The sequence below is a fragment of the Pseudomonas sp. AK181 genome, assembly GCF_051122975.1.
Taxonomy (GTDB): domain Bacteria; phylum Pseudomonadota; class Gammaproteobacteria; order Pseudomonadales; family Pseudomonadaceae; genus Aquipseudomonas; species Aquipseudomonas lactis.
Genome location: NZ_CP146348.1, coordinates 2,727,270 through 2,751,935, shown reverse-complemented (window position 1 = coordinate 2,751,935; position 24,666 = coordinate 2,727,270). Strand labels below are relative to the sequence as shown.

16 protein-coding genes are annotated in these 24,666 nt (G+C 61.6%); 10 read left to right on the top strand and 6 right to left on the bottom strand.

The window, feature by feature from the left end; genetic code table 11:
* Positions 1-3 precede the first annotated feature (3 nt).
* Genes V8689_RS12805 through V8689_RS12785 form a run of 5 tightly spaced genes read left to right on the top strand, consistent with a single transcriptional unit; the run spans position 4 to position 5,881 of the window.
* Complete coding sequence (locus V8689_RS12805) at positions 4-936, top strand: DUF58 domain-containing protein (protein WP_044273431.1); 933 nt, start codon at positions 4-6, stop codon at positions 934-936.
* Positions 933-1,427, top strand: a complete 495-nt coding sequence (locus tag V8689_RS12800; protein ID WP_056784594.1) for a DUF4381 domain-containing protein — start codon at positions 933-935, stop codon at positions 1,425-1,427. The genes V8689_RS12805 and V8689_RS12800 overlap by 4 nt, the downstream gene beginning before the upstream one ends.
* Positions 1,420-2,508, top strand: a complete 1,089-nt coding sequence (locus V8689_RS12795; RefSeq protein WP_056784588.1) for a vWA domain-containing protein — start codon at positions 1,420-1,422, stop codon at positions 2,506-2,508. The genes V8689_RS12800 and V8689_RS12795 overlap by 8 nt, the downstream gene beginning before the upstream one ends.
* The gene (locus V8689_RS12790; protein WP_056784584.1) at positions 2,505-4,244 is read left to right on the top strand and encodes a tetratricopeptide repeat protein; all 1,740 of its coding nucleotides are present in this window, start codon (positions 2,505-2,507) and stop codon (positions 4,242-4,244) included. The genes V8689_RS12795 and V8689_RS12790 overlap by 4 nt, the downstream gene beginning before the upstream one ends.
* Positions 4,241-5,881, top strand: coding sequence for a BatD family protein (locus V8689_RS12785; RefSeq protein ID WP_056784581.1), 1,641 nt, complete (start codon positions 4,241-4,243; stop codon positions 5,879-5,881). The genes V8689_RS12790 and V8689_RS12785 overlap by 4 nt, the downstream gene beginning before the upstream one ends.
* 166 nt (positions 5,882-6,047) lie before the next feature.
* Here V8689_RS12785 and V8689_RS12780 read toward each other — a convergent pair whose 3' ends face one another.
* The gene (locus V8689_RS12780; protein ID WP_223816956.1) at positions 6,048-6,365 is read right to left on the bottom strand and encodes a hypothetical protein; all 318 of its coding nucleotides are present in this window, start codon (positions 6,363-6,365) and stop codon (positions 6,048-6,050) included.
* A 557-nt stretch (positions 6,366-6,922) separates the two neighbouring features.
* On the opposite strand from V8689_RS12780, the gene V8689_RS12775 reads away from it, so the two are divergent.
* The 4 genes from V8689_RS12775 (at position 6,923) to V8689_RS12760 (ending at position 12,830) form a co-directional block, all read left to right on the top strand.
* Positions 6,923-7,174 carry a DUF6124 family protein gene (locus tag V8689_RS12775; protein ID WP_047710694.1) on the top strand — a complete coding sequence of 84 codons (252 nt, stop codon included), beginning with the start codon at positions 6,923-6,925 and terminating at the stop codon, positions 7,172-7,174.
* A 189-nt stretch (positions 7,175-7,363) separates the two neighbouring features.
* Positions 7,364-8,605, top strand: coding sequence for an exonuclease SbcCD subunit D C-terminal domain-containing protein (locus tag V8689_RS12770; RefSeq protein ID WP_056784578.1), 1,242 nt, complete (start codon positions 7,364-7,366; stop codon positions 8,603-8,605).
* Positions 8,602-12,240 (top strand): AAA family ATPase, encoded by a 3,639-nt coding sequence (locus V8689_RS12765; RefSeq protein WP_056784575.1) that lies wholly within the window; start codon positions 8,602-8,604, stop codon positions 12,238-12,240. The genes V8689_RS12770 and V8689_RS12765 overlap by 4 nt, the downstream gene beginning before the upstream one ends.
* A complete protein-coding gene (locus tag V8689_RS12760; protein WP_056784571.1) occupies positions 12,237-12,830 on the top strand; it encodes a glutathione S-transferase in 594 nt (197 codons plus the stop codon). The genes V8689_RS12765 and V8689_RS12760 overlap by 4 nt, the downstream gene beginning before the upstream one ends.
* A gap of 543 nt (positions 12,831-13,373) precedes the next feature.
* Here V8689_RS12760 and V8689_RS12755 read toward each other — a convergent pair.
* The 3 genes from V8689_RS12755 to V8689_RS12745 all read right to left on the bottom strand — a co-directional run bounded on the left by V8689_RS12755 (position 13,374) and on the right by V8689_RS12745 (position 15,168).
* A complete protein-coding gene (locus V8689_RS12755; RefSeq protein WP_056784568.1) occupies positions 13,374-13,553 on the bottom strand; it encodes a hypothetical protein in 180 nt (59 codons plus the stop codon).
* A 156-nt stretch (positions 13,554-13,709) separates the two neighbouring features.
* Positions 13,710-14,885, bottom strand: coding sequence for a lactonase family protein (locus V8689_RS12750; RefSeq protein WP_056784565.1), 1,176 nt, complete (start codon positions 14,883-14,885; stop codon positions 13,710-13,712).
* Positions 14,872-15,168: a DUF5629 family protein gene (locus V8689_RS12745; protein ID WP_056784563.1), complete on the bottom strand. Its 297-nt coding sequence runs from the start codon at positions 15,166-15,168 to the stop codon at positions 14,872-14,874. Before V8689_RS12745 ends, V8689_RS12750 begins: the two co-directional genes overlap by 14 nt.
* 286 nt (positions 15,169-15,454) lie before the next feature.
* Between V8689_RS12745 and V8689_RS12740 the strand changes: the two genes are divergently transcribed.
* A complete protein-coding gene (locus V8689_RS12740) occupies positions 15,455-20,461 on the top strand; it encodes a dermonecrotic toxin domain-containing protein (RefSeq protein ID WP_223816935.1) in 5,007 nt (1,668 codons plus the stop codon).
* Between the two features lie 65 nt (positions 20,462-20,526).
* Here the strand turns inward: V8689_RS12740 and V8689_RS12735 are convergent, their stop codons facing one another.
* Positions 20,527-22,902 (bottom strand): efflux RND transporter permease subunit, encoded by a 2,376-nt coding sequence (locus V8689_RS12735; protein ID WP_056784560.1) that lies wholly within the window; start codon positions 22,900-22,902, stop codon positions 20,527-20,529.
* A gap of 18 nt (positions 22,903-22,920) precedes the next feature.
* Positions 22,921-23,958 (bottom strand): WD40/YVTN/BNR-like repeat-containing protein, encoded by a 1,038-nt coding sequence (locus tag V8689_RS12730; RefSeq protein ID WP_081089356.1) that lies wholly within the window; start codon positions 23,956-23,958, stop codon positions 22,921-22,923.
* Positions 23,959-24,666: the final 708 nt, after the last annotated feature.

Here is a 24,666-nt window from a genome sequence, read left to right as displayed (position 1 = left end):
TCGATGAACGCAAGCGATGGCATCCGCGTAACCCTCAGTGAATTGATTGAGATGCGCCACCGCGTGCGTGAGGTGCAGTTGTTCTCCACGCCTGGCCAGCGTAGCCCGCTGGTTGGCCTGCACCACTCCAAGCTGCGCGGGCGTGGCGTCGATTTCGACCAGGTGCGCGTGTACCAGGCCGGCGACGACGTGCGCACCATCGACTGGCGCGTGACGGCGCGTACTCAGGAGCCGCACACCAAGCTGTTCCACGAAGAGCGCGAGCGGCCCATTTTCATTATGGTGGAGCAAAGTTGCCGGCTGTTTTTCGGCTCGGGGCAAATGTTCAAGTCGGTGCTTGCCGCCCAGGCCGCCAGCCTGATCGGTTGGGCTGCCCTGGGCCATAACGACCGGGTGGGCGGGCTGGTGTTCGGCGACAGCGAGCACTACGAGATCAAGCCACGGCGCAGCAAGCAAAGCCTGTTGCAACTGCTTAACCGGCTGGTGCGGGTCAACCAGAGTCTGAACACCGAGCGTCAGCCGGAAGCCGACGCCCTGGGCATGGCCCTGCGCCGTGGCCGCGAGGTGCTGCGCCCGGGCAGCCTGGTGGTGGTGATCTGCGATGAGCGCGCCCTCACCGAAGGCGCCGAGCAACAGCTGAGCCTGTTGGCGCGCCATTGCGACCTGCTGTTATTACCGATCTCCGACCCGCTGGACCACGCCCTGCCCGCCGCCGGGCTGCTGCGTTTCGCGCAAAGAGGCGCGCAACTGGAACTGGACACCCTGAATATCGACCTGCGCCAAGCCTACAAGGCCCAGGCCGAAGCCCGTATCGCCCGCTGGGAACTGCTCGCGCAGAAACTGCGGCTGTTGTTGATGCCCTTGAGCACCCAGAGTGAAATGGTCGAGCAACTGCGCGAATACCTCAACCCGCAACGCCCGGTTAAAAAACCATGAGCAGCCTGGACCAACTGCAACCGCTGATCGCCCCGCCCGCCATTGGCTTCTGGCCACCTGCGCCGGGCTGGTGGCTGTTGCTGCTGGTGATCCCCCTGCTCGGTTGGGGCCTGTGGTGGCTGCGCCGTTATCTGCCGGCTCGCCGCCCCGTGGCGCGTGCCGAACAACCGCTGGACCCGTTGCGTATCGCAGCCCTGGCCGAGCTGGCTTTGATGCCCAAGCCCTACGACGGCGCGCCGGCTGGCGCCTGGTTGCAGCAACTCAACGGCCTGCTCAAGCGCCTGTGCCGTAACGACTACCCTTATAGCCAGAGCCACACCCTCAACGGGCGCAAATGGCTGGCTTTCCTGGATAACCGCTGCCCCGCCGCCGGCCTGACGCGCTGGATGGTGTTGGTGGAAGGCGCCTACAAGCCCGAATGCAAGCTCGACGACAAAGCCATCGCTGGCCTGACCCAAGCCGTCGACACCTGGATTCGCAAACATGTTTGAGTTCGCCTGGCCGTGGATCTTCGCCCTGTTGCCACTGCCGTGGATCATGCGCCTGGTGCTGCCCGTGGCCGACAGCGGCGAACCGGCGCTCAAAGTCAGCTACCTCAGCGACCTTGAAGGCCTGGCCCGCCGCCGTGCCCGGGTCAACCTGCCCGGCTGGCGCCAGCAAGCCCCATTCGTGGTGCTGTGGTTGCTGCTGTTGACCGCCGCCGCCCGCCCGCAATGGCTGGGCGAACCCTTGCCGATTGCGGCCAGCGGTCGGGACCTGTTGGTGGCGGTGGACGTCTCCGGCTCCATGGATTTTCCCGATATGCATTGGCAGGACGAAGACGTGAGCCGCCTGGCTCTGGTCAAGCACCTGCTGGGAGACTTTCTGGAGGAGCGTGAAGGTGACCGCGTAGGCCTGATCCTGTTTGGCAGCCAAGCCTACCTGCAAGCGCCCCTGACCTTTGACCGCCGCACCGTGCGCACCTGGCTGGATGAAGCGCGCATCGGCATTGCTGGCAAGAACACCGCCATCGGCGACGCCATCGGCCTGGCCCTCAAGCGCCTGCGCCAACGCCCGGCGCAAAGCCGCGTGCTGATCCTGGTTACTGACGGTGCCAACAACGCCGGGCAGATCGACCCGTTGACCGCCGCGCGCCTGGCGGCTGAAGAAGGCGTGAAAATCTACCCCATCGGCATCGGCGCCGACCCCGAGCAAACCGGCTCCCTGGGCATCCTGGGCGTCAACCCGAGCCTGGACCTCGACGAACCGGCGCTCAAGGCACTGGCCGAGGCCACCGGCGGCCAGTATTTCCGCGCCCGTGACGGCGAGGAACTGCTGAAGATCAAGGACACCCTCGACACCCTTGAACCGGTGGAGCAACAACCGACCCAGGCGCGCCCGGCCCAGGCGCTGTACAGCGGCCCATTGGCCCTGGCGTTGGTTTTGAGCCTGTTGTTGGTGGTGCAGGAACGCTGGCCGAATAACGCCTTGCAGCGCGCCTTCAATCGACTATCGAGCAGGGGCATCTTTTTGCAGCAACACCCTGAATGGCGCCAGCGTCTGCAGCGCCTGCGTTTGCGGAGGCGTCGATGATCGCGCTGTGGCCGCACTGGTTGCGCCCCTGGTGGCTGTTATTGCTGCCCCTGCTTGGCTGGTTGCTGTGGCAATTGTGGCACCGGCAAAAGCGCGCCGGGCGCTGGCAGATGATCCTGCCGCCGGCGTTCCATGCCGAGTTGCTCAGTGGTGGCAATGGCCGCGAGAGTAAATCGCCGTGGGTGGTGCTCGGCATCGCCTGGCTGTTGGCCGTGCTGGCGTTGCTGGGCCCCAGTTGGCAACGGGTTGAACAGGCCAGCCAAAAACCTTCCGACCCCTTGGTGGTGCTGCTGGAGCTGACCCCGGAAATGCTCGCCACCGACAGCCCGCCCAACCGCCTGGAGCAGGCGCGGCGCAAGCTGTATGACTTGCTGCAAGCACGCACCGATGCGCAAACAGCCATCATCGTATACGCCGGCAGCGCTCACACCTTGGTGCCGCTGTCCGATGACCTGGCCACCAGCCGCAACCTGTTGGAAGCCCTGCGCCCCTCGATCATGCCCGAGCCCGGCCATCGTGCCGATCTGGCCGTGGAAAAAGCCCTGGGCCTGCTCAAGCAAGGCGGTCTCGGCCAGGGGCGCCTGCTGCTGATCGGTTCCTCACTGTCCAAACAAGAGCGCCAAGGCATTCGCCTGCAACTGCAAAGTGCTCAGGCTCCAACGTTGTCGATCCTCGGTATCGGCAGTCGCGAAGGCACGCCGGTGACTCAGGAAAGCGGCGAGTTCCTCAAGGACGACCAGGGCGCGATCCTGGTGCCGCGTCTCGACAGCCCGACCCTCAAGGCGTTCGCCAGCGAAATGGGCGGCCGCTACCGTGCGGCGCGCCTGGATGACAAGGACCTGCGCCAACTCGGCATGCTCGACAGTGCCCAAGCACTGCGCGACGACGGCCAACGGCTGCGCCTGGACACCTGGGCCGACCAGGGTTACTGGCTGCTCTTGCCGCTGTTGCTGCTGGCCGCATGCGCCGGGCGCCGCGGCTGGCTGTTCTGCCTGCCCTTGCTGCTGATGGGCGCGCCGCAACCCAGCTACGCCTTTGGGCTGCAGGACCTGTGGCTGCGCCCCGACCAACAAGGCCAGTACCTGCTCAAGCACAAACGCCCGGCCGAAGCCGCCGAACACTTCCAGGACCCGCAATGGCAAGGCGTGGCGTTGTACGAGGCCGGTAATTACGCCGAGGCCATCAAGCGGTTTGCCCAAGGCAGCGACGCCTATTCCCACTACAACCGTGGCAATGCCCTGGCCAAGGCCGGTGAGCTTGAAGCGGCCATTGATGCGTATGAACAAGCCCTGGAAGCCCAGCCCGATTTGCAACCGGCACTGAAAAACAAAGCCCTGGTGGAAACCCTGATGCAGGAGCAAGCGCAGCCCGAGGCAGAGCCGCCAGCAAAAAACGAAGATGACGAAACCGCCCAACCCGGCCAAACTGCGCAACCGGGTGCCAGCGCACAAACGGCACAGGGTGGCGAGCAGTCGTCCCACGGCCAGGGCGAAGCCGGCACCGGTGAGACTCAGACAGCCGCTACGCCACAGCCAGGCGGCAACGAAGTGCCAGGCAGCGAACTGGGCGACGAGCAAACCACCACGCCGCCACTGCGCCCTGCCGACACGCGCCTGGAAGGCGAGCGCCGCCAAGCGCTGGAGCAATGGTTGCAGGAGATCCCGGACAACCCGGGCGAGCTGTTGCGCCGCAAATTCTGGTACGAACAGCAACAACATCAGGACACCACTCGATGAGCCGCCGCACCACCCTTTTGCTCCTGCTCGCGTTGTCGGCAGGCCACGCCCAGGCGGCGGACCTGGTCGCCAGCGTAGACCGCAGCCGCCTCAACTCTGGGGAAACGGTGGAGCTGACGGTGCAATCGAGTGATGTGACCCAATTCGGCAAACCGGACCTGTCGCCCCTGGACGCGCAGTTCGAAGTCAGCGGCACCCGCCAGATCAACCAACTCACCACGCTGGACGGCGACAACCACGCCACCACCCGCTGGATCATCACCCTGCTGCCCAAGGTGAACGGCAACGTGGTCATCCCGCCGCTGCAAGTGGGCGCACTCAAGACCCAGCCGATCACCCTGCAAGTGGTGGAAAGCGCCAGCCAGAACACCAGCGCCGAACTGGCCCCGGTGTTCATCGAAGCCAACCTCGACCAGACCAGCGTGTATGTGCAGGCTCAGGCCCTATTGACCGTGCGCGTGTACCACTCGGTGTCGCTGTATGACGACAGCAGCCTCACGCCTTTGCAGATACCGGATGCACGTGTCGAACAACTGGGCGAATCACGCACCTATGAGAAGGTCATCAACAGCATCCGCCATGGCGTGATCGAAACCCGCTACGCCCTCTACCCGCAACACAGTGGCGCCGTGGTGATTCCGGCACAGACCTTCAGCGCCACCCTGGTGGAATCGCGACCGCCCCAGGAAAACACCCTGCAGGGCACCAAGCCGGGCAAGATGATTCACGTCAGCTCCGCGCCCCTGCCCTTAACGGTCAAACCCAAACCCGACGCCTACCCCGCCGACGCCCCCTGGCTGCCCGCGCGCAGCCTGAGCTTGAGCGAAGGCTGGAACCCCACGCCGGACCACGTGCAAGTCGGCGACTCCCTGACCCGCAGCCTCACCGTGGAGGCCGAAGGCCTGTCCAGCGCACAATTGCCAGCGCTGCCCGGCACCGAGGTCAACGGCCTGCGCCGCTACCCCGACCAACCGGTGATGGCTAACCGCACCAGCGACCGCGGCCTGACCGGCAGCCGTGAAGACCGCGAAGCCCTGGTGCCGACCCGCGCCGGCGAGCTGGAACTGCCCGCCGTGGAAGTGGTGTGGTGGAACACCCACGAAGACCATCTGGAACGCACCAGCCTGCCGGCGCGCACCGTGCACGTGGCGGTGAACCCCAGCCTGGTGGTAGACACCCCGGCGACACCGACCATCATCACCGCACCCGACGATGACCGCCTGTGGCTGTGGCAACTGAGCACACTGATGCTGGCCTGCACCACCCTGCTGGGCTTTGGCCTGTGGTGGCGCGCACGCCGACAACCGGCGGTACAACGCGCCGCCCAAACCGGCCCCAGCCCACGCACGCTGCTCGACGACCTCAAGCGCGCCACCCAGGCCAACGACCCCCACGCCACCCGCCAGGCGCTGGACGCCTGGGCGCGGCAACAACCCGAAACCCTGGCCGACATGGCCGCACGGTTTGTGCCGCTGTCGGATGCCCTGGACGGGTTGAATGGTGCGCTGTACAGCGAAAGCGGCCAATACTGGTTGGGCGATGACCTGTGGCGGGCGATCAAGGCGATCCCCGTGGCCGAACGCGAGCAAGACCCGGCGACCGACACCACCAGCTTGCCGCCGCTCTACCCCAAGTAACCCCCGAGCCTGATCGTTCCCACGCTCTGCGTGGGAATGCCGCCCCGGACGCTCCGCGTCCAAGGTTCAAGCGTTGTGCAACGGTGACGCAGAGCGTCACAGGATGCGTTACCACGCGGAGCGTGGGAACGATCAACTGCACTCCTGATCGGACGCCTACCTGCACTTAATGATTACGACGCGGCACCTTCCATTCCCGATGGGGGAATTTGTATAGATAGTTCAGGTTATCCATATCGAACCGGCCATCCTCCTTGCCGGGCCCACCGAAGAAGCTGATGCCGATATCCAGCTTGCGCAGCAGTTTGGGGCGTGAGAGTAGCTCCTTGGCCGCGTGGTGGGCCTCCGGTGAGAACGTCCTGTCGGTGGTGATCAGGCCGGCGGCTTCTTTCAACTCATTGAAGTTCACATAGCTGTCTGTCGCCCCTGCGGCGAATTCGCGGAAGTGGTCGCGGATCAGCCCTATCAGTTGTCGGTCAGTCACGCTTGCGTAAGGGCGCGTGTCGGGAACGCTGGCCTGGGTTTCAGCGCTTCGTGCCTGTCGATGGCTAGCTTGGCGTGAGCGACTGTCAGCATCCGGTTGCTCGGGTAGAGCGGTGAAAGCGCTAGTGGAAGATGGGTTTATTGAAAATGACATGGTGGGCCTCTGATTCATTCAGGGATTGATTGAAAAATCCACCTTGTGGGTGGTCGTCACTCAACCTGCCGTTCCATTTATCACCACCCGCTCGACATGCATTGTTAAAGGCCAGCAATCCATATCCCTTTAACTTGCAGGACGTTTCCTAGACAATCCTTTGGCCTTGCGCCTGCTCAACCCACTGGCTAGCCTTCGCTTCGTCGCTGCCTATCAGCGATCGGGTGTGAGATCCCGTTATTAGCAGGCGCAATGCGCTACAACCGTCTATGGCGGCTGTGTGCGGGCAGGCTTCGGTCTGGCCGGGTCCTGTTTTCCGGTATCTCACCCCGCACATAGCTGCCACCTTTTGACGTGTGAGATCGGCAAAAGAATGGCTCCCAATCCAAGCAGGAGCTTTATCCATGAACAAACTCATCCCCGACCCACCCTTTCCGATTTTCGTCGCCCACGAAGACCTGAGTTTCGAAGACGCCATCGCCAGTATCTCCTCGCTACTGCGCTGCGCCGCCACCACCGCCACCGAAACCGCCGAGGGCCTCAAAGGCACCCAGCGAGACATGGCCTGTTCCACCGCCCACCTGATCGACATGGCGCGCACCCTCGCCGACCGTGCGCTGGATTGCCTGCAACCCAACCCCACTAACGCACCATAACCCCTGTGTAGGAGCGAGCTTGCTCGCGAAAAACTCACAGGCGCCGCGTTTATCCAGAAAGCCCGCGTTATCGTTGACGTTTTTCGCGAGCAAGCTCGCTCCTACAAATAACCATCGCGTCGGCCATGAGTCCGCGCGCACTTTTACAGGTAAACTCCCCTCCTTTTCATCTTCTCCACGGAGTTCGCCTTGCGTCTGTTTCATACCTCCGACTGGCACTTGGGCCAAAACCTCCACGGCCAGGAACGCGACTTCGAACACGCCTGTTTCCTTGAATGGTTGCTGGGCCAACTCAAGGCACAACGCCCGGATGTGCTGTTGATCGCCGGCGATATCTTCGACACGGTCAACCCGCCGCTCAAGGCCCAGGAGCGTTTGTATGACTTCATCATCAGCGCCCACGAACAACAGCCGACACTGACCATTGTGATGATTGCCGGTAACCATGACTCCGGCTCGCGCATCGAACTGCCGGCGCCTCTGATGCGCCGCTTGCGCACCCATGCCCTGGGCCGGGTGCTGTGGCTGGATGACGGCCAACTGGATGCCGACCGCCTGCTGATCCCGCTGCCCAATGCCAAAGGCAAGATCGCCGCCTGGTGCCTGGCGCTGCCCTTCCTGCGCCCGGCGGAAGTCACCGGTGCCCAGTTGGGCGATGATTACTTGCGCGGCATCGGCCAAGTGCACGAATGGCTGATCGCGGCCGCCAACGCCAAGCGCAACAAAGGCCAGGCGTTGATAGCCATCAGCCATGCGCACATGGCCGGCGGCTCGGTATCCGAAGACTCCGAGCGCAGCCTGATTATCGGCAATGCCGAGGCGTTGCCCGCCACACTGTTCGACCGAAGCGTGGCGTATGTGGCCCTCGGCCATTTGCACAAGCCGCAAAAGGTCAATGGCGAGGAGCGCATTCGCTACAGCGGCTCGCCGATCCCCTTGTCGTTCTCCGAAATCGGCTACAAGCACCAGATTCTCGACGTGACGTTCCAGGGCGAAAGGCTGGTGGGCTGCGAACCGATCCTGATCCCCCGCTCCGTCAACCTGCAACGCCTGGACGCCGCGCCCCTGGCCGATATCCTCAAGCAACTCGGTGAGTTGCCCGACATCGACCTGCTCGCCGAAACCCAGCGCCACCCCTGGCTGGAAGTGCGCGTGCGCCTCGACGAGCCGCAACCAGACCTGCGCCAACAGATCGAAACCGCGTTGCAAGGCAAGGCCGTGCGCCTGGTGCGTATCGCCGCCGAATACGCCGGCACACGCGGCAGTGCAGAGACGGACGATGCGCAACTGATCGAACTCGACCAACTCACGCCCCAGGAGTTGTTCAGCCGCGCCTGGCAGGACAGCTACGGCAGTGAAGTGGATGAACAGACCTTGAAGGACTTCGCCGTGCTGCTCCAGGAAGTACAACAGGAGGGCGAACAGCCATGAAGATCCTCGCCATCCGCCTGAAAAACCTCGCCTCCCTGGCCGGCCCGTTCGAGATCGACTTTACCGCCGAGCCGCTGGCCAGTGCGGGCCTGTTCGCCATCACCGGGCCGACTGGCGCGGGTAAAAGCACCCTGCTCGATGCGTTGTGCCTGGCGCTGTTTGGCGCGGTGCCGCGTCTGGGTGACACCGGCCAGGCCAAGATGCCAGATGCCGATACGGATATTTCCATCGGCGACCCGCGCACCCTGATTCGCCGCGGCACTGGCGGCGGCTATGCCGAGGTGGATTTTGTCGGGGTCAGTGGCCGTCGCTACCGTGCGCGCTGGGAAGCCAACCGCGCCCGTGACAAAGCCAGCGGCAAGCTGCAGAACAGCCGGCAAAGCCTGATCGACCTGGACAGCGACCAACTGCTGGCCAGCCAGAAAACCGAATACAAGACCCAGCTGGAATTGGCCCTGGGCCTGAACTTCGAGCAGTTCACCCGTGCGGTGCTGCTGGCGCAAAGCGAGTTCAGCGCCTTCCTCAAGGCCAATGACAATGAGCGCAGCGAATTGCTGGAAAAGCTCACCGACACCGCGCTCTACACCCAACTCGGCCGCCGCGCGTTCGACAAGGCCAAAGAGGCCAAGGACTCCCACAAACAGTTGCAGGACCAAGCCACCGGCGTAGTGCCCCTGGCCCCCGAAGCCCGCGCCGAGCTGGACCAACAGCTGGCCGAAGCTCAGCAACAGCTCAAGGCCCAGCAAGCCCAGCTCAAGCAGTTGGAGCTGCAGCACACCTGGCTCAAGGAGCTGCGTGAATGGCAGGAGCGCCATCAACACGCAGTGGAGCAACTGCAACGCGACGAAGCGACCTGGGCGAGCCAAGGCCAGCAACGCCAAGACCTGAGCCTGCTGGAGCAGTTGGCACCGCAACGCCATCACTTCCTGCGCCAGGCAGAACTCGCCACCTTGTTGACACCCCTGGCGGCACAGATTGCCCAGCACCTCGAGCAACAGACCGCCCTGCACACCCGCCAGGAACAGGCGCAACACCAGCAAGTGGCCGCCCAGGCAGCACTGGCTGAGGCCCTGAAAACCCAGGCAGACGCCGCGCCCCTGCTGCGCCAGGCCATCGAAGAGCAAAACACCCTCGCCCACGTGAGCCGCGAACTGGCCAAGCGCAACGAAGAAAAACACCAGCACGAAAGCGCCTGCACCGAAGGCCAGGCCCTGCTCGACGGCTTGCAACACACACAGGCCCAAGGCACCGAGCGCCTGCAACGCCTGGCCACCGAGCTTGAGCACAGCGCCGCCCTCGCCCCGCTGAGCGATGCCTGGAACGCCTACCGTGACCGCCTGCAACAGTTGGTGTTGATCGGCAATCGGCTCAACCAAGGCCAGGCCGAGCTGGGGCAGCTCGAACAGCGCGCCAGTGCCGCCGCCGAACAGTTCACCCAGCAACGCGAAGCCCTGGACCTGCTCTACCACGAGGCCGGTGCCGAACCGCACGCAGTGGCCGAACAAATCCAGTTACTGGCCAGCCTGCTGCAAGACAATCGCAAGCAACAGCGCGCCTTCGAAGACCTGGCCCGCTTGTGGGACAGCCAGCAACAGTTGGATCAACAGGCCGCTGCGCTCACGCAAAGACTCGGCGAGGCCGCGCAAAAACGCGAACAACTGAACCAGACCGGCCTGCAAACCAAGGCAGAACTCACCGTTGCCGAACAAACCCTGGCGGTGACCAAACAACTGCTGGAACGCCAACGCCTGGCCCGCAGTGCCAGCGTCGAGGAATTACGCGAGCAGTTGCAGGATGACCAACCTTGCCCGGTGTGCGGCAGCCACGAACACCCCTATCACCAGCCTGAAGCCCTGCTGCAAAGCCTGGGCCGCCATGATGAAAGTGAAGAGGCGGCGGCGCAGAAAGCCGTCGACAGCCTCAAGGAAAAACTCACCGAACTGCGCGGAGAAGTGGGCGGCCTGATCGCTCAACAAAAAGAATTCCTGCAACAGCAAGAACAGCTGGCCACCCAGCAGCAGGGCTTGGCACCGAGCCTGCAAGCCCATCCGCTGTGCGCCTCGCTGTTCAACCAGGACGTCGACAAGCGCAGCCCTTGGCTGGCCCAGCAACTGACCCAGTTGACGCAAAACATCAGCCAGGACGAACAACGCCAGGGCGCCCTGCTCAACCTGCAACAGAACGCCGGGCGCTTGCAGCAACAATTGCAAGCGGCCCAGGAGGCCAGCCAGCAAGCCCGTCAACTGCTGGTGGACCAACAGCGGCAACTGGCCGGCGACCGCGAACGCCTGGAGGCGGAACTCAGCGCCTTCTCCAGCCTGTTGCCCGCCCAGACGTTGGAGGGTTTACGCAGCGCGCCTGCGGCGACCTTCATGCAGCTCGACCAGCAGGTCAGCCAGCGCCTTGAGCAGTTGGGCCACCAACGCGACGAGCAGGCCGAGCAGCAGGAGCGCCAACAGGCCATCGAGAAACAACACACCCACCAGCAGCATCGTCAGCAGCAACTCGACGCTGTGAATCTGCAAGTCGCCGAGCTGGCTGACCAGCAACACGCTGTCCAGGAAAAACTCCGCGCCTTGCTAGGGGACCACCCCAGCGCCGAACACTGGCAACAGCAACTGGAACAAGCCGTCACCCAGTCCCGCCAAAGCGAGACCGACGCCAACCAGGAACTGCACGCCGTGCACACGGCCCTGGTACAGCTGGCCGCCGACCTCAACGCCCAGCAGCAACGCCAGCAGGCATTGGAGGCGGAACAGCAAGCCCTCGCGACACGCATCAGCGAATGGCGCGCCCTGCACCCCGAACTGGATGATCAGGGCCTGGCACGCCTGTTGGCCTTTGATGAGGCCCAAGTCGCGCAGTTACGCCAGCACCTGCACAGCAGCGAAAAGGCCGTGGAGCAAGCCAAGGTTCTGCTGCACGAGCGCGAACAGCGCCTGGCCGAACACCAGGCCCTGCACAATGGCAACCTGGAAGCCGAGCAACTGGACGTCACCCTGGCAACGCTTAACCAGCAACTGCTCGAGGGTGAGAAACACTGCGCCGAACTGCGCGCACGCCAATCCGAAGACCAGCGCCGCCAGAATGCCAACCAGGCCCTGGCCGAACAGATCGCCAAGGCTTACGAACAATGGCAGCGCTGGGCACGCCTGAATGCGCTGATCGGCTCGGCCACCGGCGATACCTTCCGCAAGATCGCTCAGGCCTACAACCTCGACTTGCTGGTGCACCACGCCAACGTGCAACTGCGCCAACTGGTGCGCCGCTACCGGCTTAAACGCGGCGGCAGCATGCTCGGGCTGTTGGTGATGGACACAGAGATGGGCGATGAACTGCGCTCGGTGCACTCGCTGTCCGGTGGCGAAACCTTCCTGGTGTCGTTGGCACTGGCGTTGGGGCTGGCGTCGATGGCGTCGAGCACCTTGAAGATCGAGTCGCTGTTTATCGACGAAGGCTTTGGCAGCCTCGATCCCGAGTCATTGCAACTGGCAATGGACGCCCTGGACGGCTTGCAAGCCCAGGGCCGCAAAGTGGCGGTGATCTCCCATGTACAGGAAATGCATGAACGCATCCCGGTGCAGATCCAGGTCCAGCGCCAGGGCAATGGCCTGAGCACGTTGGAGGTCAAGTGAGCGAAGCGCTGCTGTATTCGTTCCGGCGCTGCCCCTATGCAATGCGCGCGCGGCTGGCGCTGCGCTACTCCGGCGTGGCAGTGCGCATTATCGAAGTCAGCCTGAAAGCCAAACCGGCCGAGATGCTGGCGCTGTCGCCCAAGGGCACGGTGCCGGTGCTGAGCGTCGAAGGCCGCGTGATCGAGGAAAGCCTGCAGATCATGCAGTGGGCACTGGCGCAGCACGATCCCGGTGATTGGCTGCTGCAAGGTGACGCTGGGGTGCTGGCGTTGATTGCCGAGAATGATCAGGTGTTCAAGCACCATTTGAATCGATACAAGTACGCCGAACGCTACCCGGAGCAACCGATGGAGCACTATCGGGCCGAGGGTGAAGTGTTCTTACAGAAACTGGAAACATTGCTGGCAGCCCGTGAATACCTGCTCGCCGACCACCTGAGCCTGGCAGATGCGGCGCTGATGCCGTTTGTACGCCAGTTTGCCCATGTGGATCGGGAGTGGTTTGCGAGCACGCCGTATCGGCGTTTGCAGGCTTGGCTGCAACGGTTTCTGGATTCACCGTTGTTTATGGCGGTGATGGCAAAACCCTGAGGCCAATACAATCAAGTGTGGGAGCTGGCTTGCCTGCGATGACGGCCTGAAAGCCGACACCTATCTACCTGAAACCCCAGCGATCCCACTGTGTGTGTGGGCTTGCTCGCGAAGGCAGCCTGGCAGTCAACACAGTTGGATTGTGTGCATATCCATTGCTGCGGTAACGGCCACTTAGGGTTCCGCCCTGACGGCGGGTCACTTTGGAAAAGCCCCAAAGTAACCAAAGGGCTCTTGCCCCACCACTCGGCACCTCGCCTAGGCTCGGTGTGCCCGTAATCCGCCAGTGATTTGGGGGGCCGCCGCCACGCGCCATCCATGGCGCGGGGCGGCTAAACCGGCATCCCTGCCGGTTTACCCCCCAAATCCCTGTCGAATTCCGGCCAGCGTGGTTTAACGGGGCGCCTGAGATCAAGATCAAAAGCAGATCAAGAGCGGCTCGCTTCGCATCGTGGTTACCGTTGAGCACTACAGAGTTGTGTAGATACCTATGGACATTGCAGGCAAGCCAGCTCCCACAGTTGACCTTGGCTCAATGGCGCCTCAGTGCTGGCTCTTGTGATCCAGCGCAGCATAGAAATTGGCACTCTGTTGCAGGTACTTCTGGGTATAGGCCGTGACATTGGATTTTTTGCCAGTGACTTCCACGCTAGCAGCAGCAGGCAATGCCACAGTGGCGGAAACAGCAGAAGCAGCAATGATCGAGAAGAGATTGAAGTTCATGGCGGTAACCCTTGTGTTCGTTTGGTTGGGTGGCCTGGGAAGGCCTTGGAACCCAACTTACGCCCGAGGGTTGAACCTTAGAAATGCTTTGAAACAGTAGCCGTTATCACTGCGATTAATACAAAGGCTCAGGCCCCGCATTGCGGGGCCTGTGGCTTATTGACGCACCAGAAACTTGAGGTCGCTGGGGGCATCGATCGGCAATTTCTGCACAGTTTTACCCAGCAGGCCGGTCTTGGGGTCGCGTTCAACCACCACGATTTCATTGCTTTTCTGGTTGGCGATCAGCAGGAACTTGCCGCTCGGGTCGAGGCTGAACTCACGCGGGTGGTCGCCTTCGACAGAACGGCGCTGGATTTCCTTGAGGTGCGCGGTGGCCGGGTCGATGCTGAACACCAGCATCTGATTGGCTGTACCACGGTTGCTCACGTAGAGGAATTTGCCGTCGTTTGACGCATGCAACGCCGCACCGGCCTTATCAGATACCGGTTGGCCGGCGGCATAATCGAGCAACTGGGTTTGCGTCAGCTTACCGTCGTTGTAATCGAACACGGCCACCTGGGCGCTCATCTCAGTGGTCAGCCAAGCGTGTTTGCCGTCCGCGCTGAACAGCAAGTGACGCGGGCCGCTGCCCGGTGGCAACTGCACCGACGCAGGGTTGGCTGCTGTGAGTGGCAGCTCGTGATTGGCCTTGGGGTCGTAGCGGTAGGCAAATACCTTGTCTGCGCCCAGGTCCTGCACGAATACATACTTGCCGTCCGGCGACGACACCACCGAATGCACATGGTTGGACGCCTGGCGCTCCGGGTTCACGCGGCTGGCCGGGTGCCCGCTCAACTGCACCGGCGCCGACAGCTTGCCACTGGCATCTACCGGCAGGATCGCCAGGCTGCCACCCGGGTCTTCCACCACCGAATAGTTGGCGACGAACAGGTAGCGCCCATCGGCGGCCACGCTGGAATGGGTGGGCTCATTGCCCAGGCTCTGCACCTGGTTGATCAGGGTCAGCTGGTGGTTCTGCGGGTCGATGCTGTAGCTGCTGACACGCCCCACCGGGTCTTCCTGGCCCGGGCCGTTTTCATTGACCACGAACAACTGCTTCTGGTCTTTGGAAATCGTCAGCCAGGAAGGGTTGGCGGTTTTCGCCGCCAGCACCGGCTTGCCGCTGAACTGCCCGGTGCGGCTGTCGAACTGCAGGCGATAAATACCCTCGCTGCTACCAGCGGTGTAGCTGCCCACCAGCAGTTCATGCACATCGCTGGGCGCGGCCTGTACCGACATCGCACCGACACTGCCTGCCATCAGCAGGGGCCAGAATTTACGCATCATCATCCGCTTCGTCCTCATCGTTATTGTTGCCGGTGAAGGCGCTCATGCAGATCAAGCGGTGCTCGCCCGACTCACCGGTAAGGGTCCAGCTTTGCAGCGTGTCGTCAAATGTGGCGGCGCCCACCTGCGCCGTGGTGAAGCTCCAGCGTTTTTCGGCCCGGCCATCCATGGCGGTAATCACTAGCTTTAGTTCAGTCAACTCGAAATCAAAGGCATGCAGGCCGTCGATTTCAAGCATGTCGCTGGTTTCAAGCACGGGGCGCAAGGAGGCGGATTCGGCAGTCATAACATCAATCGTTCAGAGGAAAGACCCCATGATAGGGCAAATGGTTGCAGCGGCGTAAATCCTCGCGTGGCCTGCGCCGCGTTTACATGCAGCCATATATCCCGCGCCCTACTCCACCCCGCGCCGAATCAAGGGTTGACGGCCAGCACGCCCCCATTGAAATGGCTGATTACCTTTTGCCGATTTCACTGAAAAACCCGGCTCGGTAGTTTCCCCCTTTACCTGCCGCATGACGCGAACAGGGTCACCTCTATGACGAGCACGGCTGCAACGACAAGGAAGCTGCATGATGATCCAGGGAAACTACCCCCAGCGTTTTTTCGACCACAACCTGCCCCTTTCACTGCCAACCCCAACTGCCAGCCTGGCGGCCGATACCCAGCATGAACCCTTGACGAACATCGAAAACGGCCAGCCACTGAACCGGCCCCGGCGTGCATCCGCACCGTTGCGCACCCCAGGGACCAGCACTCCCACCCCGGCCACCGATAACTCGCCACCGCTCACCGCAACGGCGGTCGCCCACCAGTTCGATACCCGCCCTACGCTGCGTTCAGTAGTGTCGGGCATGCTCGAGGAGGCGATCAAAAGCCTGTACCCCACTTTGGCATTCAATCCCGCCGAAGCGGCGGTCGCCGAACCCATTTCAGATAACCCACCCCAGTACCGCCTGACCCCCTTGCTGGACATCGCTCTGAGGCACCTGACCACCGGCGGTGACCTCGACTTTACCGACAAACATGCACTGCCCTGCACGCTGGTCGACCCAGCCACCGGCCACACTCTCAAACCGGGGCCGTCGCCGGATGCCTTGATGCCTGGTATTGATATGCAAGCCATCGAACTGGCCATCCGCAGCCTGCGCGCCCCGCTCAAAAAAACCTTCGAACAAGCCCTGCTCAAGCACTTCATGGGCAGCGCCGATGCCCACTCTCAAGGCGCCAACCGTTGGCGCTGGCTCAGCGACACACTACGCGACACCCTGACCACTGCCGCCCTGAAACAGCCGGGGCTCAACGCTCGACAACGCGAGACCCTCGACCAGGTCCTGACCTACCCGGATCGTGCGCAGCGCCAAGCGGCCAAAGGTGATGCCGCGGCGCAGGTGTTTATCCTCGATTCTTCGGTGAGCCATGCCGGTGGCAATGCCTCGCAGCTCACCCCAGACCTGCTGATTACGCGCCAGGTCGATGGCCGCACGCAGGTGCTGCACGCCACCGCCGCCGGCGTGGTGACGCCCTATGACTCCTTGCACGCGTTCGGCCAAGCCTGGGGCAAGAAAATGGGCGATGCCTTCGTTTTCGACACTCTGAACTGGAAGCGCCAGGAGCCTGCGGGGAATATTTTCGATACCCAGGCGGCGGTCATCCTCAATGCCATGGTGGAGAACGTTGCGTCCATCGAGGTGCCCACCACCGGCTCGCTTGAGGCGCTGGAGCAGGCTTTCACCCAGGCCAGCGACCCGAGCCCCTGGTTTGTGGGGGCCTATGCACCCGACGCGCGCGAGCTTGAACGCCTGCATGAACAGTTGCCTACCTGGTTCGGCTCGGCAAGCGCCGCAGAACGCGACACCTATCGACAGCACGCACTGGCCCTGGCCAGCAGTGTGCGCCGCAACAATGGCCGCACCTTCCTCGACGGCATCCCCGATATCCGCACCTACGCCGAGCAACAGCTCGACCAGCATTTAGCCGGCAAGGGTTACACGGCCAAGGATGTGGAGGTGGTGTTCAAGGTCCCGGTGGGCGATATGGGCAGCAACTACCTGGAACGGGTGAAAATGAGCCTGGTGGACATGGCCCTGGAAAACCTTTCGGGCTTGCCCAAGGGGGAGATGGAAGTCCACCTGCATGGGCAACGGGTCAGCGATGCCAGCCTGCCAAAAATGCTCAAGGACCTGATCAACACTGTGGACATTGGCGGCCACTACCCCGAGTTGCTCAAGCGGGAACTGCTGGACGACAGCCCAGCGGCCCGTGATCGGCTGGTACGTTTCATCGAGCAGGTACCCCTGCAGCTCGCGATGCAGGCCTTGGAACTCAAGCTCAAGGGTGAAGCCGGCATCACCGCCCAGGGCCACGCGTTTATCGAAGCCGTCACCCAACCCGGCGCGGGCAGCAAATGGGTGGACGGCCAAGAGATTACCGTGCGGCCCCTGGCGTTTGTGCGCAAGCCGGGAGCGACGCCGGATGTGGTCGCCAATATGTTCATCATCGAACCGCTGGCCAACGACAGCGGCCCGCACCTTTTGTATCGCCCCCAGCTGAAGCCGGCACTGCTGGAGTTCGCCAGCCGCGACGCGCTGCTGGAGGCCATCCGCAAGCCCGGCGCGCTGCAGGAAAGCGTGTTGGCCTGGTTGCCGGACGACAAAGTACGGGCGGTGTACGGCAACGGCGGTTTTCACACGCCCAATATTGCCCGTTTTACCGTATTCAACGAGTTTGACCCGCCTGCTACGCCCAAGCCGACCACCCTGGCTGTCGACGGCTATGCCGCTGCCAGCACGCTACGCCAGGACCTGCTCAATGGCGACCTGGCCACGCACTGGTTCCACTCCAACGCCAACAGCCTGGTTACCCTCGCAGAAGGCCAATCCACTTCCGATGCGCAAAGCCGCTGGGCTTCCTACAAGGAGCTCGGCTGGCTGCTGTTCAATACCCTGCTGCCGCTGATGCGCGGGCCGGGCGCCATGGCCGGCTGGTTGCTGCAACTGGCCAATGCCGAAAACGACATCAAGCGCCTGTCGACCGCGAACGATCCGGACCCGGCCGGGGCAATGGTCGACTTGCTGGTGAACCTGGGCATGACCCTGACCCATATCCCTGTTGCCGAACCCACGCCGACGCGCACCTTTGAGCCGTTCAAGCCGGGGCCAGAGGCCAGCAACTCTGCGCCTCGCCCCCGTCAGAGCCATGACCCCGTGCGCCCTGCGCCCACCATTCACCAGGCCCCGGGCGCGCCGGTCACCACCGGTTTGGGCGGTGGTACGGCCATCGATATCAGGCTGTCGAGCCCACGCGGACTCACCCCTGAGCTGCGCGCGCACATCGACTCATTCAAAGTGCCCGCACCCACAACCCCCGGCACCCCCATTGCCGAAGGCATCAGGAAGGGCCTGTATCAGGTGGATAACCGCTGGTACGCCAAGATCGACAACCACTGGTTTCGCGTCGCCACCGACCTGGATGGCCCTTACGTGATTGACGAACACAACAAGGCACGCACCGCGCCCTCGATAGCACGGGACGCCCGGGGCAACTGGTATTTTGACCTGGCGCCCAGGCTCAAGGGCGGTATGCCGAAAACCAAAGACTTGCAGAGTAAGATCAAACAAAACCTGGAAGCGAAGGCCCGTACCGAAGCGGATTTTCAACGCGGCTGGCAGGAGCGCAGCAAGATTTCAAAAGAACATGCCGCCAGCATGGAAAAAGTCCACGCCACCCTTGCCGAATACGAACAAGCCCGAAAAAAACTCAAGACGCTGCACAGCCTGGTAAACGGCAACACTTCGGCAGAGCGGTTCGCCCCGGCCTACTCGAATCAACAGAAGATCTGCGACGCGCTGCGGGCCGATCTGGATCAAGCACTTGAAAAGCTCAAGCCCCTGACGCAGTCACTGATGGTGGCCAGCGAGCACAACATCGAAACCTTGGCGCCGAAAAAGATCGGCGGCATTGACGATCTATCCGAGTTCAAAAAGAACCGCTCGCTGGAATACCAGCACTCGCTGTACGCGCTGATCGAAATAGAGAATGTGTATGTGCGCTTGGCCAGAGACATGGTCAGACATGGCGCGGATGGCGCTTCAATGGCCGAACTGACCGACCAATCCAATAGCGGCTCCGAGCAGGCCTATGACGAGTTCGTGAAAGTATGCGAAATGGGCTACCGCGGCACCGAGATATTGTTGCCACTGCGACAGACCATCAGCTCCGTATTCGAGCGCTGGAAGAACGACTCGCCCTTTGGCAACAAGGCCGCCGACGACTACCTCAAGCAACGGTATACACAGTCCCTGGAGTCTCGGAGGCTGACAACACAACTCAACAGGTTGTCGTTTCTCAAACAACTGACCACTACCTGGGCAGCGCGCAGCCCCGAGGACCTCGCGTATTTCCAAATGAAACGCTTGCTGACCGAGGGACTGAAGACCGAGATTCTTGCCTTCGAGGACCTGCGCCAATACAAAGGCTACACACTGGAAGAACGCCATGCCACGCTGACTACTATCATCAACAAATTCAAGCAGGTACTCAGTGACAGTCAATTGATGCAGGAGCAGTACCCCGAGCTGTTTCGGATCGAGTACCACCAGCGCTTCACCGAGTTGCTCAATGAGTTCATCAGCGAGGCCGAGACCGAACTGGTCCAGGTGGTCAAGGAGGAGCAGTTTCTGCTTCCTGCCGCGCCTGCACGCACCAACCAAAGGGCGAAACCGCAGAATCAACGCGTGTTCAGGACCGAGCACCAGGAAACATTTATCGGCACGTTGCGCCCTTCGGAGCCGGGCCGGACCGTCGATATCATCGACGTGGTCGACCCAGGGAGCGGGCAACCCATTGCCAGCTACAGCGAACACCCTGGGGAACGCGGCTGGGTGAAAATCGTGCAGGGACAGCCCACAGCACCTCGCCCCGCCTCACCGCCCAAGTCCTGGTCCACGTATAAGAGTGAGGCGCAAAACCTCATCGACGGCGTGCCGAAGATAGAAAAAACTATCCTCTTTCAGAAAAAGAAACTCGATGACCCGCTGCGGCGAGACACCGTCAACCCCCGCGACTGGAACGACATGCTCGAAGCCCAGGCCAACCTGCTTTTCGAGAAGGCGCAACAGGCGCAAGCCGCCCACGGCGCCAGGCCGGAAACCGCCGAATGGGTGGCGCGCTGGCGAGCAGCGGCCGAGCAAATGCTGCAAAAGGCCCGCCAGCATACCGCTGATGGCTATCTGGTACAGACGCCCACGGCGGAAAACGTCGATTACCTGTGGCGTCACGGTTTTGTCGATATCAACCTGGTACGGCGCGACATCCCGACCAGAAGTGGCGATGTCTTCACCGAGTATGTGGTTCGCAAGAAAAACAAAATCGATGCGTTGTGGTATGCCCACTTTCACTATCCGGAAAAAGGCTGGGCGCGTGATGACTTCAGGGCGGCGCACTTGAAAACACCGCTGCAACGCATCAAGACTCAAAAGATGCTGATTGAGGAAGCCGGAAACAACGGGGTCGTTGAGAAACTCATCAAGGCCGGTATCACCAAGCCGCTGGCTGAAAAGCTGTTCTTGAAATTGTGAAACCCTGGCCCTGAGGCCTAACAAAAAGCCGCACAGTGTGCGGCTTTTTGTTCTTCTACCCAGGCTTAATGCGCGAACAATGAATTGCCCTTCTGCCCCGCCAGCTTCTCTGGCTTGATCAGGAACCGCGCCAGCGCCGGCAACAGCCACAGCGCGCCGAACATGTTCCACAGCAGCATAAAGGTCAGCATCAGGCCCATGTCAGCCTGGAACTTGATGGCCGAGAAGATCCAGGTGCACACGCCGATGGCCAGGCACAGGCCGGTGAACAGCACGGCTTTACCGGTGGATTTCAGCGTCTGGTAATACGCCTCTTGCAACGGCAGGCCGGCACGCAGGAAGCTTTCCAGACGGCTGTAAATGTAGATGCCGTAGTCCACGCCAATGCCCACACCCAAGGCCACCACCGGCAAGGTCGCAACCTTGACGCCAATGCCCATGAACGCCATCAGCGCGTTGCCCAATACCGAGGTGAGCACCAGCGGCAGCACAATGCACAGGGTCGCTGCCCAGGAACGGAAGGTGATCATGCACATGGTCGCTACACACAGGTACACCAGGATCAGAATGATCAGCTCCGACTCCTTGATCACCTCGTTGGTGGCCGCTTCGATCCCGGCATTACCCGCGGCGAGGATGAATTCCAGGCCGTCCTTGTTGTTTTCCTTGGCGAAGTCCTGCACTGCATGCACGGCGCGGTCTAGGGTTTCGGCCTTGTGGTCGTTGAGGAACACCAGCACTGGCGCCAGCGAGCAATTGTTGTTGTACAAGCCATCGGCACGGGCGATGGAGTTGTTCAGCACATCCGGGTTGCGCGACAGGGTTTCCCATTTCAGGTTGCCCTCGTTCATGCCCTTGATCATTTGCTTGGACACGGTCACCAACGAGATCGCCGACTGCACGCCCTCGGTGTTCTGCATCTTCCACATCAACTGGTCGATGGGCGCCATGGCTTCATAGCGCGAGCAGCCTTCGGCCTTGGTCTTGACCATCACTACCAGCACGTCGGAGCTGGTGGAGTAATTGCTGATGATGAAGTTGTTGTCCTTGTTGTAGCGCGAGTCCGGGCGCAGTTCCGGTGCGCCTTGGTCCAGGTCACCGATCTTCAGGTTCTGGCTGTACCAGAGACCGCCACCAAAGGCGATCAGGGCCAGGAGCACCGAAACCGGCGCGACTTTCGGGCTGGCGAATTTGGACAGCAGGCGCCAGAAGCTATGTTCGCGGTTCGCGTCTTTCTTGCTCTTGGCGATAGCGCGTTTGCTGATGCCCACGTAGGAAATCGCGACCGGCAGCAGGATCAGGTTAGTGAACACAATGACCGCCACGCCGATGGACGCGCCGATGGCCAGTTCGCGGATCACGCCAATGTCGATGATCAGCAGCGTGATGAAGCCCACTGCGTCGGCGAGGATCGCGATCATCCCCGGCAGAAACAGTTGCCGGAAGGTGCGCCGCGCGGCGGTCAGGGCGTTGTCTGCCTCACTGGATTGCAGGGCAATGCCGTTGATCTTCTGCACCCCATGGGAAATGCCGATGGCGAAGATCAGGAACGGCACCAGCATCGAGTACGGGTCCAGCCCGAAACCGAAGAAGTGCATCAACCCGAGTTGCCAGACCACCGCCACCAATGTCGTGCTCAACACCGCAATGGTGCTGCGCAGGCAGTTGGTGAACCACAGCAGCAGAACCAGGGTGATGACAAACGCAACGCCGAAGAACAGCACCACCATCACCAGGCCGTCGATCAGGTCGCCAACCTTCTTGGCAAAGCCGACAATATGAATCTTGACGTTGGGGTTCTGGGTTTCGAACTTGTCGCGGATCTTGTCTTCGAGTTCATGGGAGAACTTGCGGTAGTCCAGGGCCAGCAATTTGCCCTGGTCTTGCGGGTCCGGGTAGGACTCCAACAGCGGGATATCAACGATGCTCGACTTGAAGTCATTGGCCACCAGCCGCCCGACCTGGCCGGACTTGAGCACGTTATTGCGCAACTGGTCGAGGCTTTGTGGCGAACCGTTGTAGCTCTGCGGGATGACCTCCCCGCCGGCAAACCCTTCTTCGGTCACTTCGGTCCAGCGCACGCTGGGGCTCCATAGCGACTTGAGACCCGAGCGGTCCACACCGGAGATGTAGAACACCTCGTCATGGATCTGGCGCAGGGTCTCCATGTATTCCTTGGTGAAGATGTCGCCGTCCTTGGCCTCCACCGAAATACGCACGGTGTTGCCCAGGTTGGCCAAGTCGTTGCGGTGCTCCATCATTTTTTCGATGAAGGGGTGCTTGAGGGGGATCATCTTTTCAAAGCTGGTGGACGGGCGAATCAAGGTCGCCTGCCAGAACAGGAAGAGGCTCACCAGCAGGCAGATGACGATCACCGCCGGGCGATTGTTGAAGATCAGACGCTCAAGAAAGGTCGCTTTATCGTTGTGATGACTGCTCATTGAATCCCCGCCTTCTTATTATTTTGAGAGCTCTGCGCCGGCCGATGTGGCAACCCGCACGCCACCCTGCCCCGCGAGGATCAAATTGCCATTGCCTGCCGCCGTGACCGCCGAGAGTGAAATACGGTCCGGGCGATTGAACACACTGAAGGTCTGGCCGTCGTCATGGCTGACCACCACGCTGCCGCCGTTGCCGACCACAACAATGGAACCGTCATCCAGCAAGGTCGCACCCGACAGACCAAACTCCAGCGCACCACGCGCTGCGTTCAATTGGACCTGCTCCCAAGTGCTGCCGAAATCGGTGGAGCGGTACAGGTTGCCGCGCAAACCATACGCCAGCAGGGTCTGTGGCTGTGCGGTGCTGATCACGCCAAACAGTGAACCCTCGTAGGGGCCTTCGAGTTTTTCCCAGGTCTGGCCGTCATCGCTGGAGCGAAACATGCTGCCTTGCTCACCGACGATAAACAGGCCGGCGCCCTTGATCTGGGCGATGGCGTTGAGGTGGTACTGGTCTTCGTTGTCGAGACGCTCGCTGACGTCGTTCCAGGTTTTGCCGCCGTCGGTGGTTTCGATCAGCGCCCCGTAGGCGCCCACGGCCAGGCCGTGGTTGGCGTCGTTGAACCACACATCGAGCAACGGCGCTTCGCGTTTGAGGTCTTGATATTGCTGGGTCCATGTGGCGCCGCCGTCGGTACTCGCAAGAATCTGCGCATCATGGCCGACGGCCCAACCGTGCTGATCATCAACGAAAAACACCGCCGTGAGCAGTTGCCGGGTGGGCACTTTGGCTTGGGCCCAGGTGCTGCCCTGGTCATCGGAATAAAGGATATGCCCACGATCACCGACCGCCACCAGGCGCTTGCCCGCGTGAACCACGTCGATCATCAAGCCTTTGGCGGCCTTGGGGGATTCAATCGCAAAGACTGCGGCGGCGGAGGTATCGCTGGCGGCCAGAACCGGCATCGACAACAGCGTGCCAGCAAGCAGCGAGAGCGCTGTGGCCAGCAACGCAACCCTGCGTGCGGCGCGTGGGCGGCAAACAACCCAACCCATGACAGGCTCACTCATAGACCTTTCTCCCATTTATTATTGTTAGGTCGTCTTCTCTTCCAGGACCTTGAAACCTGCAATCTAGAGCGCCTGGAGGAAGCAGGAGCCATCCTATCGGGCTTTGGAATCGTCTGACAATCGACGCTACGTTATCTTTTGTTAACTGATGGCCGCAAAGCGAAGGGTGAATAACCGAGCATTCGGCACAATGATGGCGTTTTAACGTGCGATATCGGAAATTTCGGCAGGCATATTCGGAAATGGCTTACTGGCTGACTGTTTGCACGCTGAACCACAATCGGCGCTCAAACCTTGCCATAAGGACGCGCCAGCCATGAAACCCCCTGCCCTAACCCTATTAGTGTCTTGCCTGCTACTGGTTTCCTGTACGACCTACGATCGAACGTGGGTCAAGGCCGATGCCTCCCGCGAGCAACGCAAGCACCAGCAAGCAGCGTGTGAAGCGGATGCGCTACGGGCACTGCCCCCAAATAATGTGAGGGCGTCGGCAACGTCCACACGTTCAACCTGCTCAAGTAGCGACAGCAACTGCAAAAAAAACAACGAACAGATAGACACCGAGTACAGCTATACCGATAAAAACCGCCTGCCTCGGGAAACGCTGGTAAAGGACTGCATGTACAGAAATGGCTGGAGTCGCACAAAAGTCGAACGGCCGCTGATCAAGTGGTGAGCAAGCGATGATCGTTC